Origin of the sequence: Catenovulum adriaticum (genome assembly GCF_026725475.1) — a bacterium.
Lineage (GTDB): Bacteria > Pseudomonadota > Gammaproteobacteria > Enterobacterales > Alteromonadaceae > Catenovulum > Catenovulum adriaticum.
Map to the genome: position 1 here is coordinate 1,926,864 of NZ_CP109965.1, position 18,587 is coordinate 1,945,450.

Annotated in this window: 14 protein-coding genes; 5 read left to right on the top strand and 9 right to left on the bottom strand. The window is 37.7% G+C overall.

The features are described 5' to 3' along the window. Positions 1-11: 11 nt before the first annotated feature. From pstA to OLW01_RS08455, 5 genes are all read right to left on the bottom strand, one after another. A complete protein-coding gene (gene pstA, locus OLW01_RS08435) occupies positions 12-1,652 on the bottom strand; it encodes a phosphate ABC transporter permease PstA (RefSeq protein ID WP_268076192.1) in 1,641 nt (546 codons plus the stop codon). A 12-nt stretch (positions 1,653-1,664) separates the two neighbouring features. Further along, a complete protein-coding gene (locus OLW01_RS08440; RefSeq protein WP_428980155.1) occupies positions 1,665-3,899 on the bottom strand; it encodes an ABC transporter permease subunit in 2,235 nt (744 codons plus the stop codon). 228 nt (positions 3,900-4,127) lie between these two features. Continuing rightward, positions 4,128-5,405, bottom strand: a complete 1,278-nt coding sequence (locus tag OLW01_RS08445) for an inorganic phosphate transporter (RefSeq protein WP_268073405.1) — start codon at positions 5,403-5,405, stop codon at positions 4,128-4,130. Between the two features lie 16 nt (positions 5,406-5,421). After that, complete coding sequence (locus tag OLW01_RS08450; protein WP_268073406.1) at positions 5,422-6,099, bottom strand: TIGR00153 family protein; 678 nt, start codon at positions 6,097-6,099, stop codon at positions 5,422-5,424. A 98-nt stretch (positions 6,100-6,197) separates the two neighbouring features. Then, on the bottom strand, positions 6,198-8,171 hold the full coding sequence (locus OLW01_RS08455) for a methyl-accepting chemotaxis protein (protein ID WP_268073407.1): 1,974 nt from the start codon (positions 8,169-8,171) through the stop codon (positions 6,198-6,200). Between the two features lie 157 nt (positions 8,172-8,328). Between OLW01_RS08455 and OLW01_RS08460 the strand changes: the two genes are divergently transcribed. The 3 genes from OLW01_RS08460 (at position 8,329) to ppx (ending at position 12,599) form a co-directional block, all read left to right on the top strand. Beyond that, on the top strand, positions 8,329-8,847 hold the full coding sequence (locus tag OLW01_RS08460) for a glycine cleavage system transcriptional repressor (protein WP_268073408.1): 519 nt from the start codon (positions 8,329-8,331) through the stop codon (positions 8,845-8,847). A gap of 156 nt (positions 8,848-9,003) precedes the next feature. Then, complete coding sequence (gene ppk1, locus OLW01_RS08465; protein ID WP_268073409.1) at positions 9,004-11,079, top strand: polyphosphate kinase 1; 2,076 nt, start codon at positions 9,004-9,006, stop codon at positions 11,077-11,079. A 14-nt stretch (positions 11,080-11,093) separates the two neighbouring features. Beyond that, on the top strand, positions 11,094-12,599 hold the full coding sequence (ppx, locus tag OLW01_RS08470; RefSeq protein WP_268073410.1) for an exopolyphosphatase: 1,506 nt from the start codon (positions 11,094-11,096) through the stop codon (positions 12,597-12,599). Positions 12,600-12,724: 125 nt separating this feature from the next. On the opposite strand, the gene OLW01_RS08475 is transcribed toward ppx, so the two are convergent. Then, positions 12,725-13,570, bottom strand: coding sequence for an HDOD domain-containing protein (locus OLW01_RS08475; RefSeq protein WP_268073411.1), 846 nt, complete (start codon positions 13,568-13,570; stop codon positions 12,725-12,727). 545 nt (positions 13,571-14,115) lie between these two features. On the opposite strand from OLW01_RS08475, the gene OLW01_RS08480 reads away from it, so the two are divergent. After that, complete coding sequence (locus tag OLW01_RS08480; protein WP_268073412.1) at positions 14,116-14,520, top strand: DUF1801 domain-containing protein; 405 nt, start codon at positions 14,116-14,118, stop codon at positions 14,518-14,520. Between the two features lie 62 nt (positions 14,521-14,582). Here OLW01_RS08480 and trhO read toward each other — a convergent pair whose 3' ends face one another. From trhO to OLW01_RS08495, 3 genes are all read right to left on the bottom strand, one after another. Beyond that, complete coding sequence (trhO, locus tag OLW01_RS08485; RefSeq protein WP_268073413.1) at positions 14,583-15,512, bottom strand: oxygen-dependent tRNA uridine(34) hydroxylase TrhO; 930 nt, start codon at positions 15,510-15,512, stop codon at positions 14,583-14,585. A 112-nt stretch (positions 15,513-15,624) separates the two neighbouring features. Continuing rightward, positions 15,625-16,047: a CBS domain-containing protein gene (locus OLW01_RS08490; RefSeq protein WP_268073414.1), complete on the bottom strand. Its 423-nt coding sequence runs from the start codon at positions 16,045-16,047 to the stop codon at positions 15,625-15,627. Between the two features lie 313 nt (positions 16,048-16,360). Next, positions 16,361-17,236, bottom strand: coding sequence for an AraC family transcriptional regulator (locus tag OLW01_RS08495; RefSeq protein ID WP_268073415.1), 876 nt, complete (start codon positions 17,234-17,236; stop codon positions 16,361-16,363). A gap of 141 nt (positions 17,237-17,377) precedes the next feature. Between OLW01_RS08495 and OLW01_RS08500 the strand changes: the two genes are divergently transcribed. Beyond that, complete coding sequence (locus OLW01_RS08500; RefSeq protein WP_268073416.1) at positions 17,378-18,538, top strand: aminotransferase-like domain-containing protein; 1,161 nt, start codon at positions 17,378-17,380, stop codon at positions 18,536-18,538. The last annotated feature ends 49 nt before the right edge of the window (positions 18,539-18,587 follow it).

Sequence of the window (18,587 nt, forward strand, 5' to 3'; positions counted from 1 at the left end):
ACCTTATAAATTTAATGTTCAAGCGATTTGTATTTTTCGCGCAAGTGGTTACGTATACCAATCGCCGTAATATTCAAGGCAACAATGACTGTCACTAATAAAAAAGCGGTGGCATATACTAATGGTCTTGCGGCTTCTACGTTAGGGCTTTGAAACCCAACATCATAAATATGAAAACCCAAATGCATAAACTTTCGGTCAACATGAATAAACGGAAAATTTCCATCTAAAGGTAGTGTAGGCGCCATTTTTACAACCCCAACTAGCATTAAAGGAGCAACTTCGCCAGCCGCACGTGCAACTGCTAAAATAAGTCCGGTCATTATCGCTGGGCTAGCCATTGGGATAATAATACGCCACAAAGTTTCGGCTTTGGTTGCACCTAAAGCTAAACTGCCTTGACGTAATGAACTTGGAATTCGAGACATGCCCTCTTCGGTTGAAACGATAACCACAGGCAAAGTTAAAATTGCCAAGGTAAGGGCCGACCAAATAACCCCAGGCGTACCAAATGTTGGATTAGGCATAGCTTCGGGATAAAATAATTCATCAATACTGCCCCCTAACATATAAACAAAAAAGCCTAAACCAAACACCCCATATACAATCGAAGGAACACCAGCTAAGTTAATTACCGCAATTCGAATAATTTTGGTGACATTATTTTTTGCCGCATATTCATGTAAATAAATAGCTGCAATAACCCCAAATGGGGTAACAATAACAGCCATTAACATCACCATAAAAACGGTTCCAAATATTGCGGGGAAAACACCGCCCTCGGTATTTGCCTCTCTAGGATCGTCACTGACAAACTTGCCAATTTGCACAAAAAACCGACCGGTTTTAGCCAGCACCGTCATATCATTTGGAAAATGGAAATCTAAGATTTGTGCTGCGGGAATATTGACTAACTCACCACGCATATCTTTAACAATAACCGCATCTCGACTCGCTGCCTGACGATATTTAAATAGCTGCTTTTCGTACCGCTGATAATCTTTATTGAGTTGTTTTATTTCGTTTTCAAATTCAGCCAATTTTTTATCAGTCAGCTCATTATCTAACTCAAGCGCGCGTTGTTCTAACCTGATTTTTTCTAATCGATAATTAATAGCACCAATTTCATCATTTTGTAAATCGTGAGCTTTCTCATTAATATCAACTGCTCTATCAATTACCTGCTGAGCCTGACTTGCGGGTGCTTTTTCTCCGTCAATTAAAACATGATCAACATAACCATAAAAATTACCATTTTTGGTTCGTTCAAATACAGCTAATCCCGGTTGTTTAGCTTGACTCTTAATATCAGTTTCTAAAACCCAACGAAAATCCAAATCAACAAATTCTCGATTACCCGTTTTAATCAACAAGCGCTCAATAAATTCATCAGTATTATCTGGTAAAGTTAAACCCGCTTCGCGCAAACGCTTAACTGGCACTTCTTCGCGCTCATAAATTTCACCAATAATCGTATGCTCGGCTAAGCCCTGCTGTAACTTAAATTCGTAAATATCTGCTGGCCAAAAGTAACTTAAACCTCGCCAAGCTATCATAAGTAACAGCCCCAGCACCGAAATTAAGCTCAAACTTACGGCACCTGCCGTCATCCAAATCCAAGGGGATCCTGATTTAAACCAATTTTTCATTATTTACACCTTGGTTTATAAAGAACTATATTTATCACGCAAACGCTGACGAACAAATTCAGCAATTGTGTTAAAAATAAACGTAAAAATAAATAAGACAAACGCAGCTAAAAACAAAATACGATAGTGAGTGCTCCCCACTTCAGATTCTGGCATTTCAACCGCGATATTAGCTGATAAAGTACGCATCCCTTGAAAAATTGACCAATCCATAATAGGTGTATTACCCGTAGCCATTAATACAATCATTGTTTCACCTACCGCTCGGCCTAACCCCATCATTACCGCCGAAAAAATACCTGGACTTGCTGTTAACAATACAACCCTGACTAAGGTTTGCCATTGACTGGCTCCTAACGCTAACGAACCTTGAGATAAATGTTTTGGCACAGAAAACACGGCATCTTCGGCAATTGAAAATATGGTGGGTATAACTGCAAAGCCCATCGCAATGCCAACCACTAATGAGTTGCGCTGATCAAACGAAATACCCAAGTCATCCGTAATAAATAAACGAACATCACCATCAAAAAAGACATCGTTTAACCAAGGACTAATAGCTAGACAGCCCCAAGCTAATAAAATAATAACGGGTATTAAAATAATTGAGTCCCAGCCTACAGGTAATTTACTAAGACAAGCTTTAGGCAGATTATGCCAAGCAAAAGCGACCGCTAAAATACACAGCGGTAGTAATATCACTAAAACAAGTAAGGCGGCTAAATGAGTTTCAATTAGTGGTGCTAGCCATAAGCCAGCTAAAAACCCTAAAATAACGGTTGGTAATGCTTCCATAATTTCGACTGTGGGTTTAACCAAAGTTCGAATTTTAGCTGGCATAAAATAAGCGGTATAAATTGCTGCAGAAAGCGCAATGGGCACTGAAAATAGCATAGCGTAAAACGCAGCTTTAATCGTGCCAAACGTAATTGGTACTAAACTGAATTTAGATTCAAAATCGTCAGATGCTGATGTAGATTGCCACACATAATCTGGTTCGCTGTACCCTTCATACCATACTTCTTGCCATAAAGCAGACCAAGTCACCTCTGGGTGTTCATTTTGAACATTAAATACTTGCAGCGTTTTATTAGACTGCAAAATATAAGCATCTGCTCGGGGTGCTATTGCCAGTGTATCAATTTTGCCTTGCGTGATATGGCCCGTAAATAATTCAGCCTGACTCGTGGTATAAAATACTTCCAGTTCACCATTTTTGGCTATTGAAACAAAACTGCGTCTAAAATATTCAGGATAGATTTCAGTGTGAACCTGCTCGGTATCAAAGCTTCGAATTTTTTCAAAACGACGGCCTTTTTCACCGTTAACTTCAAACCATTGGCTCACGTTAGCACTATCGTCCGCAATTAAAATAGAGTTAGCACCGCCCAATAAAGCAGCTGCTGTTACCTCAGTCCCATAGTCAACAACTTGGCTTTTTGATACTAATGAAACGTCATCTGGATTACGCGTGTTAAACACAAATAACTGACCTTGCTGAATCACAAAAGCACGAGAGACATCAGCAGTTAGCAACAAATAATCAACTTGACCAGCCACCACAGGCAATTTGGTTTGTGATTGAATCCATTGAGTTTCATCTGTCATCCAATTAACTTCAGCATCTAAACGCACAAAATTAATTTCGCCCTGGGAATTTTGATATAACACCCCCCCTTTTTGATCGGCACTATCAATTGCAAACGCAAATTTTTCAATTATTGAGTTAGATGACAATGACAAACCAGATGGCGTTAGCGGGTAACTCACTTGCGGCGTAATTTGACGTTCGTTATTAGCAAAACCTAATTCAAATTTTGGCGAGGCTACAACTAATTGGTGTTTTTGGGTAATAAAGGCATATTGATTTAAATGTGCCATACTGGGCGTAAACGCAACAGCTGGTGCATCCAATTTTATTTGAAATTGTGAAATTGGTTGCCCTGCGTTTGCCCCTTTAAGCTGAAAATAGGTGAGTTGGGCATCATCAGTAAACCGGTAAGCGGTTTCAACGTGATCATCTAAACCCAACGCTAACGTTTTATTGGGTTGTTCGACTGATATATCTAATTTATGTTTTATCGATACCCCATCAAAAATGGGTTGTACGACATAAAGCAAATAAAAAAAGATAAGCAACAGAGCAACCAATACCATAACGCCACCCGCTGTGACCCCATATTTGGCAACTTTGTCTTTAACATTTCGAATAAAATTCGGATTGTTTGTTTGATTGCTAGCTTGATACATACATGAACTTAATCTATTTAAACTAGCCTCAGTATATTATATTTTTATGACACTTGTGTTACAGCCAATAAAAATGAGTACATATGACTAGACAGCTAGTAGAAGTAAAATGCAGCGAAAATCAAAGCTTGAGACGTATAAACAATAAAGGCTTCCGAAGAAGCCTTTAATTTAGGTTGCGCGGCTTTAATGACACTTTTGTCATTAAAGCTCACAAACTAGTTTAATTTAGAGCAAGATACTGGTTAATATCAAATACGATACAATCGCCAAGCCAGCACCAACTGGCAAAGTAACAACCCAAGAAATAACAATGTTTCTAACCACGCCTAAATTAAGCGCCGCAATACCACGGGCTAAACCAACCCCTAGAACCGCACCGACTAAAGTTTGAGTGGTAGAGATAGGTAAGCCTGTACCCGAGGCAATAACCACAGTACTAGCCGCTGCTAACTCTGCAGCAAAACCACGGCTTGGGGTTAAATGAGTAATACCTTTACCTATGGTTGCCATCACACGATGACCAAATAACGCTAAACCAGCTACAATACCTAATGCACCTAAAGGTAATATCCACCATGCTAACGCTGCTTTTGCGCCAATTTGACCACCATTTTGAATTACGCTTACAACCGCAGCTAATGGGCCAATTGCATTCGCAACATCGTTTGAACCATGGGCAAAAGCCATACAACAAGCAGTCACTATCATTAATATCGCAAAGATTTTTTCAACATTATTAAACTGCATGTCTTTATCCGCCGCCGGATCAATTTTTAAACGAGCAATAAAAAACCGTCCAACAATGGCAACAACAAGACCAACAATGGCGGCATATAAATAAGCTTCGCCACCGCTCACAGCCATTTCAAAATCAGAAAATACGTGTTTTAAACCTTTTTTAATCGTCACTAACGATAAAATAAAACCGGCTAAAGCCATGTAAACAGGGACATAACGTTTTGCATTTTTGATTGGATTGTCGGTATTAAAGATAAATCGCTGTGCGCTCATAAATATAATATATGCCAGCACACCAGATAACACAGGTGTGACAATCCAGCTACCTACGATACCGCCTACTTTATCCCAGTTAATTGCTTCATGACCTGCACTAATTAGCGCAAAACCAATAATAGCACCAACAATTGAGTGAGTAGTTGATACAGGCCAACCCATATAGGAAGCAACTGCAAGCCAGATACCCGCGGCAACCAGTGCCGAGATCATACCGATCACAAACAATTCAGGAGATTGAATAAAAGGAGTGGAATCAATAATGCCTTTTCGAATAGTAGAGGTCACTTCACCGCCCGCTAAATAAGCACCGGCAAATTCAAAAATCATGGCAATAATAATAGCTTGTTTAATGGTCAGCGCTTTAGAACCAACCGATGTACCCATCGCATTAGCTACATCATTGGCGCCAATACCCCAAGCCATGAAAAAACCAACAACTGCGGCAAATAAAATAAGGATTAAACCGTAACTTTGTAAAATATCCATCAAAACTCCTGAAATATTAGCGTGCTAATAAAAGCTCTAAGCGGCCACCAACTGATTCAGCTCTGTCTGCTAAATCGCCAACCCATTCGATAACATCATATAAAAACATGGCATCTATTGGACTTAGCTCAGATTCATGCTTACGTACAGAAAGACGTAAACTCACTTGCATGGAATCTGTGTCTTCCTCAATAGCATCAATTTCAGAAATGATTTTTTCGACTAGTTCAACTTCACGACCTTTAAAGCCCGTTTCAAGTAATTCATCTAATTCATTAATTGCTTTAGCTGCCACTTGCACGGCATCAATACAACGCTTTAAATAAACGAAAAATTCTTCACGAAGTGTTTGAGGGATAGGTAACTCGCGGCCGATAACTCGACCTGCAATATCTTTTGCTTTGTTGGCAATTTTGTCCTGCTGAACTAACAACTCAAGTACATCTGTTCGTTCAACGGGTAAAAATAAACCTTTGGGTAATTGAATTCTAACTTCCCGCTTAATTTTATCTGCATCCTGCTCCTTGCTTGAAATGACTTTTCGTAATTTTTCAGCAAGTGTCCAATCTGTGTCAAAAACAGCTTCAAAAAATGGCACCAATGTTTGGCTAGCTGATTTGGCAATCTCAATATGCGTTTCTAACGCTTTAAAAGGCGATTTTCCAAATACACCTAAAAATGAATTAGCAGACATAGTTTAACCTTTAGTTATATATTGTTTGCGGCGGCGGATTCTACACTAAAAATCTGGCAAAAAAATAATACGATTTAATAAATATTGTATTTTTTTATTTAAGCTGCTTGATTTAGCTCCGCTTCCCCTAGTGTTTCTATAATATTATTTGCTTGTTTTTCAGTACTTTGACTTATTACATTTGCTTTTTCTCTAGCTTGTTGAATAATCATTTCAATCTGCTGTATTGCACTTTTAAATTGATTAATATGTTCAAGTTGAGTGCTCGCATTATGAAAACTTTGTAATGCTGTACTGGCTGAGCTTTGTGCTTGCAGGCGAACTTTTTCAGCATTTTCTGATAACTCATGGGTCGTCGTTTGTTGTTCAATTGACAGCTGGTCAATGCTTTTGATGGTTGACTCCAACTGTGCTGACGCACCTTTAAGTTGAGCTAAAATGTCTGTCATTTCAGCTAGTGAGGTTTGTGTTCGTTTAGATAAACTACGAACTTCATCTGCAACCACTGCAAATCCTCGCCCATGTTCACCAGCCCTAGCGGCTTCAATCGCTGCATTTAGAGCCAATAAATTGGTTTGTTCTGCGATACTACCAATACTGTCTATAATATTAGCAGCGTTTTCAACAGACGATAATAAACTCGCAACTGAGTGATAACTTTCATTGGCAGCGCTCACTATTGCTTGAGTATTGTCGGTGACAACTTCTATTTTTTTATTACTGTCTTGAATTGATATTTCCGTCTCTTTCGCGTTTAGCTGAACCAACTCAGAGCCTTGGTATACTTGCTCTGCTAACTCAATTAGCTGGGCTAAAATACTACCAGTTTGAGTCATGTCATGAGCAATATTACCGGTGAATTTTTCTATATCTTTAGTCTCACCAACTAACCCCGCCAAAGTAGAGGATATTTCGACTAATTTAGTATTTTTGGTAGCTTGCTCGACTTCAAGTTGCTCCAACAGTAAATTAAAGCTCTGACTCACTTCATCAATTTCGGAGCGTCTTTGATTGACCTGAATGCGTTTAACCTCACCAGTTTGAACTAGGTTATAGAAACTTAAATTCAACTGTCTAATTCGTTTCACCACCCAAATATATTGAAACAGCATAATCAGTACCGCCACAATCACTAAACAAACCGCAGCCGAATAGAGTAACCACTTGGTTTGTTGGTTAACTTCCATTTGATGTGCCAATAATTGAGCTTCAATGGTTAAAAAGCCAGCTTCAAACTGATCAACAGCCTGCTCTAGTTGAGTGAAAGCCTGATTGATTTGCATTAACGCATTTTGAGTATTTTCCACTTCTTTGGGATAGCGTTTCACTTGTGAACGTAAATCAGCTAATACTTCATCGCCAATTTCAACAGGCTCATCTGCCATACCTAAAAATAATTCGTCTTCATCTACTGGCTCGACTGGAGGAAACAAGCCAAGCCGGCTAAGTTCATCTAATTGTCTAACCTTACTCAGTAGCTCTAAACTGACATCCACTAAACGTTCAATATTTTGCTGATGTATATCAGCTGAGCCTGTTAAAAAAGCCCGCTCTCGCCGGTAACTTAAATGATGTAATACTTGGCTCGCATTCGCGATTAAACTCATATATTCAGCAGCAAGTTTACTTTGTTGGGGTGGCGCAAGCTTTGCGTATTCATACATGCTTTCTAAATCGCCGCGCATGCTTTGCTCTGCATACTGTAATAAAGTTGCGCTATTATTGCCTAGTTTACCTGCTGCTCTAATATCCTGATTCATTAATTGAGTAATATCATCAACTTGCTTAAGTAAAGGTTGATATAACACTGGGTCTTGGGCTAAAAAATTTTGTTTGATTTTTTCTAGTTCACTTAATGCTTGGTTCAACTTAACTGAGTTACTAGTTTGCAAATATTGATTCACACTTACGCGAAATGTTTGAGTTAATAAATTTTTGTTATTTTGATATTGAGTTAAATTAGCTTGCACTTGCGCTCTTTGCCAATCAGACCAAGTAATTAATATGATTAACCCTGCACTAATGGCTAATAAAATGCCCGCAGATAAGTTTGAAAAACTTGAAATTTTCATTAAATATAAAAACCAAGAACCGCCAAATAATAGTGGCGAAACCTTAACAGCCTTTAATGACACTTTTGTTACAGTTGTCACAATTAATTAGGTATAGACAAAAGCATAATTAAAATCGCATACTAAACTTAATCTAACCCAACCAAAGGAGTGTCGGATGCATACCAATTATGTCATTTCAATTATCACGCGAGACAAGCCAGGTGTTATCGAAAAAGTATCTAAAATTATCGATGAACATAAAGGCAACTGGCTTGCGAGTAATTTTTGTAGATTATCAGGTCAGTTTGCAGGGATTGTTGAGTTTAGCTGCCCAACTGAAGAGTCTAACAATACGTTAAATGCGCTTGAAAGCCTTTCTGGGACAGACTTTCAGCTCAATATCGCCAAAGGTGATAATCAGCAAACGCAACAACATAATGTTGCACAACTAACGATTATGGGGAACGATAAAACGGGCATTATTAAAGAAATATCCCATACGTTAGCCAGCCATCATGTCAATTTACTTAAATTAACTTCTACCTGTGAAAGTGCACCAAATTGGGGTAGCCTTTTATTTAAAGCACAAGCTGATATTGAGATCCCCTCAGATGTCGATTTAGACGATCTCACCCAAGCATTAGAAGAAATTGCCAATGATTTAATTGTTGATGTAGAGGTGACATCACTTTAATTTAGATTAGCGATAATAAACAAAAACCAGCTATATTTAGATTGTCAGTCTGTTTTATGACAGCTTTTATGACAATTGTCATAAAAGCGTCATCATTAAAAGTTGTAATTGACCGCACTTAATAATTGAATTTAATATTAGATTTAGAGCGTAATAATGACAAAAACACAATCGATTATCGCAAAAGAACTCAGTTGGTTATCCTTTAATGAAAGGGTATTACAAGAGGCAGCCGACAAAACAGTTCCTGTCGTAGAGCGAGTTCGATTTTTAGGGATATTTTCTAACAATTTAGATGAGTTTTTCAGGGTCCGAGTCGCAGACGTCAAACGTCGAAATATTCTAGAAAAAGCACAACCAGAAATCAGCAACGAATATAGCGCAAACCAATTACTTATCGATATTCAAGCAAAAGTGTTAGAGTTACAAAATAAATTTGATGCTATATATAAAGACGTCACTAAACAACTTGCCAAGCACAACATTCACTTTATTAATGAGTCTCAACTCAGCGCGTTTCACGAGAATTGGCTTAAAAGTTTTTTTAAAAACCAGGTTTTAAAACATTTAACCCCTATTATTCCATCCAAAACCCGAAAGCTGGTTAATTTACTCAATGACAATGAAACCTACCTTGCCGTGCAGATGAGTCAAGGAAATCATCAAGAATACGCAATTGTTGAAGTACCAACCAATGAAGTCTCTCGTTTTGTATTGTTACCGCCTGAAAAAAGTAAAATAAAAAAAGAAATTATTTTATTAGACGATATTATTGTTCATAACCTTCGGAGCATATTTAGCGGATTTTTTCAGTTTGATGAAATATGCGCATATTCATTTAAAATTACGCGAGATGCCGAATATATTGTTGAAGACGAAATCGATCAAAGTATCGTTGAACAAATGTCAGAAAGTCTCAAACAAAGGTTCAGCGCTGAGCCAACTCGCGTGGTTTACCACAGAGAAATGCCTGCTGGCATGCTTAAATTTTTGAAAAAACAATTACAAATTTCTGATGCTAACGAAGGTCTGTTAGAAGGCGGACGTTATCGGAATTTTAAAGACTTTATTGGGTTTCCTAATTTTGGCCGAAAATATTTAGAAAATCCATCATTGCCAGCATTAGCACATCCTCATTTCACCCAAGCACAAACTGCGTTTGAAGCCATTAGCAAACAAGATATTTTACTCTATTACCCTTATCATCAATTTAACCATTTCACTGAATTAGTCAGACAAGCCGCCTTTGATCCTGCGGTAACCCAAATTAAATTGAATATTTACCGAGTCGCAAAAAACTCTCGCATTATCAATTCATTAATGGATGCAGTGAAAAATGGTAAGAACGTTAGTGTAGTTGTTGAGTTAAAAGCCCGCTTTGATGAAGAAAACAATATTGAATGGTCACGCGTGATGACGGATGCGGGGATCAAAGTACAATTTGGTATTCCCACGTTAAAAATTCATTCAAAACTTTGCTTAATTCACCGTAAAGAAGAGCAAAATATAGTTCGATATGCTCATTTGGGCACAGGTAATTTCCACGAAAAAACAGCAAAAATATATACAGATTTTAGTTTATTTACGGCCAACCCTGAGCTCACAAAAGAAGTGGAAAATGTGTTTGATTTTATTCAACACAGCTACAAACGATTTAAATTTTACCATTTAATGGTCTCGCCTATTAATACACGTATTAATATCACTCAGTTAATTGACCGAGAGATTCAAAATGCACGCCTACAAAAGCCTGCACGCATTGATCTTAAAATTAATAATTTAGTAGACGAACCTTTGATTTTAAAGCTATATGAAGCCAGTCAGGCTGGCGTAAAAATAAGGCTTATAATTAGAGGTATGTGCAGCCTGTTGCCACAGGTAAAAGGGTTAAGCGATAACATTACTGCCATTAGTGTGGTTGATCGGTTTTTAGAGCATCCAAGGGTCATGATTTTTGGTCACGGCAGCGATGAAAAAATTTACATATCCTCCGCTGATTGGATGACTCGTAATATAGAAAATAGAATAGAAGTCAGTTGCCCAATTTATGATGTACACTTAAAACAACAAATAAAAGACTTGTTTGAACTACAATATAAAGACACAACTAAAGCCAGAATTATAGACAGAAATCAACAAAACCAATATGTTAAGCGTGGTAACCGTAAAAAAATTCGTTCTCAGGTTGCAATTTATGACTATTTGAAACAAGCTCAATATAGCGCTAAATAGACAAAGGGGCATTTATGAGTGACGAAAATACAGCCACAACAGCCGATGTGGTTGCCGCGTTAGATATAGGCTCCAACAGCTTTCATTTAATTGTTGCCCGAATTATTGATGGTTCTATTCAAAATTTACATAAAATCAAACACAGAGTCAGATTAGCCCAGGGCTTATCTGGCGATGAAACGCTTAACCAAGAGGCGATGGATCGAGGGTTAGAAACCTTAAGCCAAATGGCTGATACGTTAAAAGATATTCCAGCTGAAAACATTAGAGTAGTCGCCACTTATACGCTCCGTAAAGCTCGAAATCGCCAAGCATTTTTAACTCAAGCAGAAGCTGTATTCCCCTATCCCATTGAAATTATTCCCGGTAAAGAAGAAGCGAGACTGATTTACCAAGGTGTAGCCCATACTGTCGCACACGAAGGTAATAAATTAGTGATTGATATTGGCGGTGGCAGTACTGAATTTATAATTGGCGAATATTTTATACCTTTACAATTAAATTCTCGGAGCATGGGTTGCGTTAGCTATACCAATCAATTTTTTAAAAATGGAAAAATTACTGAGCACGCATTTCAGCGCGCTATTTTAGCTGCCGAGCAAGAACTTGAGATTATTGTAGATACATACAAAAATACAGGTTGGCATTCATGCCATGGCACATCTGGCACAATTAAAGCGATTCGAGAAGCTATCGTTCAAAATGGTTGGAGTAAAAATGAAATAAAAGCCAGCCATCTTGAAAAATTAAAGCAAAGTTTAATGAGCTATGGACATATAGACAAAATTAATATTCCTGGCGTGAGCGAGCACAGGCGTCCAGTGCTCGCCGGAGGTTTGGCTGTACTGATTGCCGCATTTGATAGCTTAGGCATTGAATCAATGACCTATGAAGATGCTGCACTAAGAGAAGGTGTGCTCTATGAAATGCAAGACAGATTCAAACATCACGATATTCGTGAGCGTACCATTGAAAGTTTAAGTCAAAGGTATGCAATAGATACCGCACAAGCTGCTCGAGTTGCACGTTCTGCTTGTTTTATATTTGATCAACTAGATACCGAATGGAAATTTGGCAAGTTAGATTATCGCTCTCTGTTGCACTGGGCTGGGCTTTTACATGAAATTGGCTTGCAAATACACTCATCGGGTTACCATAAGCACTCTGCTTATATTGTTGAAAATACGGATATGCCGGGTTTCAATCAAGAAGAGCAAATTGCCATTGCTTGCTTGGTTCGCTTTCATCGTAAAAAATGCAAATTGAATGAACTCCCTAAATTAAGTTTATACAAATCAGAGCAATTAACCAGATTAATAAGAATATTGCGTATTGCCGCCATTTTAAATTTACGACGTCGTGAAAATTACCTTTCAGGTTATACTGTAAGAGTGAAAAACGATCATATCGAATTACAATTTCCAAAAGATTTTTTAAATACAGAAAAGTTATTAAACGCGGATTTAGAAAACGAGCAAAATATACAAGCTGAGGCTGGCTTTAAATTAAGTATTTTGTAACGAACACCAAATGTCGTAGGTAAAGTCTAACTTGGTAAATCTACAGTATTAATTGAGCTATTTAATCGCGTAGATTTACCTTACTCATTACCACTACACTGTATTAGCGTAGGCATTGTACGTTATTAATCTAAAAATATGGTGCGAGCAGTTTGATATTGCTCTAAAAATTCATCTTCTTCTAAATAGTCTTCATCTGGAATAATGCCTTTTTCAACATATTTACCATAAAACGAATCCAAGGTTTCATTAACAGGCATAACACCTACATGAACGGCCGCAATGCGAATAAAATCGATATAAGATACATTATCAGTTTCATAACGCCTGTCATTCCAACGCTCTACCACGGTAATAAATTCAGGGCTAAATTCCCAAGCGCGCATAATAGAGCCACCAATACGGCCTGCCAAACGGGCAATAGCACCATCTAAAAAGTCTGGGTTAGCAAATACCTCTGGGTGTCTTTCTGCTTCAGTTAAAATAGGTAGCACCCCAATGTTATGAACCATAGCGGCAAGCGTGATTGTATCTAAGCTTAACGGGGTATGTTTGTTACGAGCTGTGTATAGCTTCATTAAAGCAATCGCAGTAGCAGAAACTTCAACTGTCAGTAACCAAATTTTATCTAAAAATTGCTTTACAGTTTCATTATGCGAAATAAACAATTGCTCCATCGCCAAAGCAGTCGCGATATTTTTGATATGCCTTAAACCTATTCGAGTCACCGCTTGATGCAACGACTCTACCTTAACCGTCCGCCCTAAATATGCACTATTGGCAATTTTTAGCATTCTAGCTGACAATGCCGGATCATGTGCTATCACTTCAGACATAGCTTGCAAATTAATATCTGGATCATCAGCAGCCTCTCTAACCCGAATTGCTATTTCAGGCAAAGTAGGTAAAACAAGAGAGTCGTTTTTAATTTTTTCAGCTAATATAGTCAGTAGAGCATTTTCAGTTGACATATCAATCCTTTCATCATTCGAGTTATCGTTGGGATATATACAATTGGAAGTCATATAATTTAGATACAATTTCAATTTAGTCTGCTCTCAAAATTTGGCAAGTTTAATTACGGACAAAAAGCATAAAAATCAATCTTTTCAGCCAATTAAACAATACAATAAATCGAGATAAATCATCTTATAATCGGATAAAATGCAAATTTACCCAAGGCTATTAACTAAATCGGAACGGGTGCCATATAATTTTTCACACAATGGCATTAAAAAATAAATAATTTTAGCGTGTTACTGTTTGAATAATTTAAAATAGTCTTTTAAATATCAACATGTTAAAACTTAAAAATCAGGTCCATCTGTTTTATTATTAAATATTTATCTGTTTATAAAACTAATCAATTTTTGTGCGTTTTACAAGCTAAAACTCGATATGGTGATTATTACTTATGATAGTTAACTTGAGCACTCTATAAACAAGCGAATGATTTTTATTAAAAAGCCTTAACTTATTTAAATTTTATACCTGAGCACCTTATTAAATGTATAACATGGATTTAAACGTACAGCGCAAATTTAAAACCTATCCTAAAGATGCTTTTATTGCGCTAATGGCAACTCGAAAACTGATTATAAAAACAGCAAAAGATGACGGCATTAACGGGTTAACCGAAACACTCAAATGGGGTGAACCTAGCTACATTTCTAGCATTGGCAGTACCATTAGATTTGATTGGAAAGAGAAAACACCACAGCAATATTATATTTATTTTCACTGTCAAACAAAACTCATTGCGTGTTTTAAAGAATTATATGGTGACATTTTTGTATACGATGGAAACAGAGCTATCGTGTTTAAACTAGGTCAGGAAATTCCTATTAACGCCCTTACCCATTGTATTTCGCTAGCCCTACGCTATAAAAAAATAAAACATGTAAACTTACTGGGCGCATAAAAAGCGATGCGCTCGTTAAAAATGCATCGCTTATTTAATGTTTAACCTAAACTTAAAACTAATTAACTTTCAGCTTTTACGCTATCTTCATCACCTATATGTACCGCGCCACGCTTTTCAGCCAGCTGAATTTGGCGTTCTCGTTCAGCAAAACGTGCTTTATCTTCATCTGAAGTTTTATCAAAACAATGTGGACAGCTAACCCCTTTTTGGTATCTCTCATCTTGCTTTTCGGTTTCAGTAATTGGCATACGGCAAGCATAGCATTGGTCATAACTACCCTGCTCTAAATTATGATCAACCGTCACTCTCTGGTCAAAAACAAAACATTCACCTTTCCATTTGGTTTGTTCTGCAGGTACTTCTTCTAAATATTTTAAAATACCGCCTTTTAAGTGATAAACTTCGTCAAATCCTTGCTCTTTCAAATAAGCCGTTGATTTTTCACAGCGGATACCACCCGTGCAAAACATAGCCACTTTTTTATGTTTTTTGGCATCTAAATGCTTTTCAACATATTCTGGAAATTCACGAAAAGTTGTGGTTTTAGGGTCAACCGCATTTTCAAAAGTACCAATGGCCACTTCATAATCATTCCGAGTATCAACTAATAAAACATCAGGGTCAGAAATTAAAGCATTCCAATCTTTAGGTTCAACATAAGTACCAACGACCTGCCTTGGATCTATACCTTCAACCCCCATGGTCACAATTTCCTTTTTAAGCTTAACTTTCGTTCGATAAAAAGTTTGCTCTTGGGCAATGGATTCTTTGTGCTCAATATCCGCTAAACGAGGATCCGATTTTAACCAATTTAACACCGCATCAATCCCTTCTCTAGGGCCTGACACCGTGCCGTTAATACCTTCAACCGCCAATAATAAAGTACCTTTTACTTGGTTATCTACCATCACATTATGCAAAGGCTCTCTTAAAGCTTCAAAGTTATCAAGACGGGTAAATTTATAAAGTGCTGCAACTACGTAGTTCATTAGGCTTCCTCTGTTCAGTCCAATCGTAAGTTGGATACAAAAATTAAGCTGCGAATTATACGATTTTTTTCCTAAAATGCGAATAAAGCGGTTGATATAGATCAATAAACAATTAAGCTTCTTTTTGCTTAACTCTTTGCCTCATTAATTTAATCAAATCACGCCAGCTAACAATACCAATTGGTTTATTTGTTTCATCTACAATTGGGATACACGAAATAATATGTTCATCAAAGCATTTGATTATATCAACCAAGTTACTCTCCACTGATAATGTAACGGGATGACGCGACATAATTTGATGAACTCTCTTATTTAAAGTCGCACGATCTCTTGCTTGTTCGGATGCAGTATCAAGATTTGGACTAAGCGCTTTTAGCCAATCTCGATCCGACACCACACCCACTAACTTTGATTTTTCAACCACTAATAAATGATGAAAATGTGTATTATTGAAAATTTCACTGACTACAGATAAAGCGTCATCAGGCTCAACAGTTACCACCGGCTTAGACATCAAGTCACTTATTTTCATCTAATCACAACTCCTTTATTAATGTTTAACACACTTAGAATATTTAAAGTGATTCTAACGCCAATTACAACCTCAATTAATCCCTTTAGTACCCACTTAAATTTAACCAACCTAGATGACCCCTACTCGGTGTAATGAATATGTTTCAAACGGCCTTTTTTAACGGAGACTGCGTTAAATTTACTTGCATAAATCCCAATGGATAAGGGAAGTAGAGCGGCGTTGAAACTAACGCAGAGGCTAGTTATTAACGCGCGAATTTAACTTGTCCACGCAACAAAATTATAATTAGCCATCATGCAGTGCTATAAAATTAAATAAATAAAGAAATCGGTAAACAAAAATCCAGTTCAAATAACTCATCAGCTGTCAAAAATTGGTTTTTATAATATTGAACATAAGCAGGTGTCGATTGCATTTTAAAGCCAGACGCGGGCAACCATTGCTCTAAAATGTAACTTAGCTGCGGTAATAAGTCGCCATATTTCCCTGTTAACTTAAAAACAGCATGTAAACCGCCTGGAATCATTAAGCTATTAACAACCCCCCGACGAGTTAAAGGAGTATCAATAGCCAAGCAAGCTACATATCGGCATTGCGCCAATTCAACCACAGCTGGATTCGATTGATGTAAGCCAAATTGCTGTGAAAAGTCGCGTTTTTCTATCTGTGCCCAAGCCTGAAGAATTTGCCATGCTTGACGAATAGAACGCCCGTAACCAGTATGCCGAACATACGCAACATGCCGATTTGGCAAATTAATAATATTTGCTGGAGGACATTTGGATTTATCTAGCCTTTGATACGCAGCCGCTATTTCAGCGTCTTTTAAATAAGGCTTATCTTTATTTTCACTTTCACTCTGTCGCCATTGACCCGGCGACATAAAAAAAATAGATTTAAATGCACGACTAAAAGATGAAACCGAAGAAAAACCACTTTTCGTCGCAATTTCTAACACACTAGCCTTAGAATCAAACATTAACTGATTGGCAGCAAACTCTAAACGCGCTCGACGAATATATGAATGCACGGGTTCACCCACCACTTGTTTGAAAGTACGGTGGAAATGTTGCTCAGAGTAAGCCGCAATATCAGCTAAATCTTTCGCCGGTAGATCAAAGGTTATATCTTGATGAATATAGGCTAATACATCATTTATTCTCGAGATTTTTTGTTCTGATGACATTTTAAAATTCTCTGGACAAACCGTACATGGCTATCTTTTTACATATATCATAAACGGACATATATAAAAGCATAAAAGGACATCACTTAGCAATTTATTTCAAGTAAGCTTGGGCAAATTTTTTTCAGTGTGCCAATCAGTATGAAAATCGCAAAATCATTACAACAAATTCAACCTTCTTACATTCGCGAAATTTTAGCGGCTGCGCAAACGCAAGGCGTTATCTCGCTCGCTGGCGGCTTACCCGATGGCGAAAGCTTTCCACTTGATTTAATGGAAGATTCACTTAACACGCTAGCAGCAAGCCCTCAATTATTTCAATATGGGCACACCGCAGGTTATGCACCTTTACTCGATTATTTTAAACAAACAGAGCAACAACCCGGCCACCACAGCGCAATTGTTTGTACGGGCTCGCAACAAGCTTTAGATTTAATCGCTCGTGCTTTTTTAAATCCAAATGATATTGTTGTAATGGAAGCACCTAGCTATTTAGGCGCATTACAAGTATTTGGCTTAGCCCAAGCGAATGTGCAAAGTATTCAACAACGCGCAGACGGCCCTGACTTGGCTCAACTAGAAGCAAAATTTGCGACCGGTGAAGTAGTGATGTTTTACGCGGTTCCAGATTTTCATAACCCAACTGGTGTGTGCTGGTCACTTGAAGTAAGACAAAAAGTTGCCCAACTTTGTATTCAATATAATGTCACTTTAATTGAAGACGTGCCTTACCGTGAACTTAGATTTAATGGCCAGGCGTTGCCACTCACCTCTAGCTTTTGTCCAGATAACTCATTAGTCTTACGCTCGTTTTCTAAAATAGCGACACCTGGCATTCGACTTGGTTTATTAACAGGAAAAACCGATTGGATTAACCCACTCATAAAAGTAAAACAATCTTCTGATTTGCATTCATCTGTTCCAATGCAAGCGGTTTTATTAGACTTGTTAAAACACCCTAACTTTGACAAGCATCTGGCGAAATTACGTGATTTATACCAAAAACGTTATCTTGCGTTAACAGAGCAACTAAGTCAAAAATTACCAGCTGGTTGCCAATTTAATACAGTTGATGGCGGTATGTTTATTTGGCTAACCGTGCCTGATTGTAATACTTACCAATTAGCACAAGCGGCCATTGATAATAATGTCGCTGTTGTGCCTAGTGCTGTATTTTATCAGCAAGGTGAAACGGTTGAGCCAGCGTTAAGGTTAAACTTTACGAATGCCAGCGAAAGCGAGCTCGCAACCGCAGTTGATCGTTTAGTTACGGCTATAAATGAGAGTTGCAAACCAATTTAATTAATTTTTAATTTATAGGCCCATTCTTTTAGCCTACACCTACCCTTAC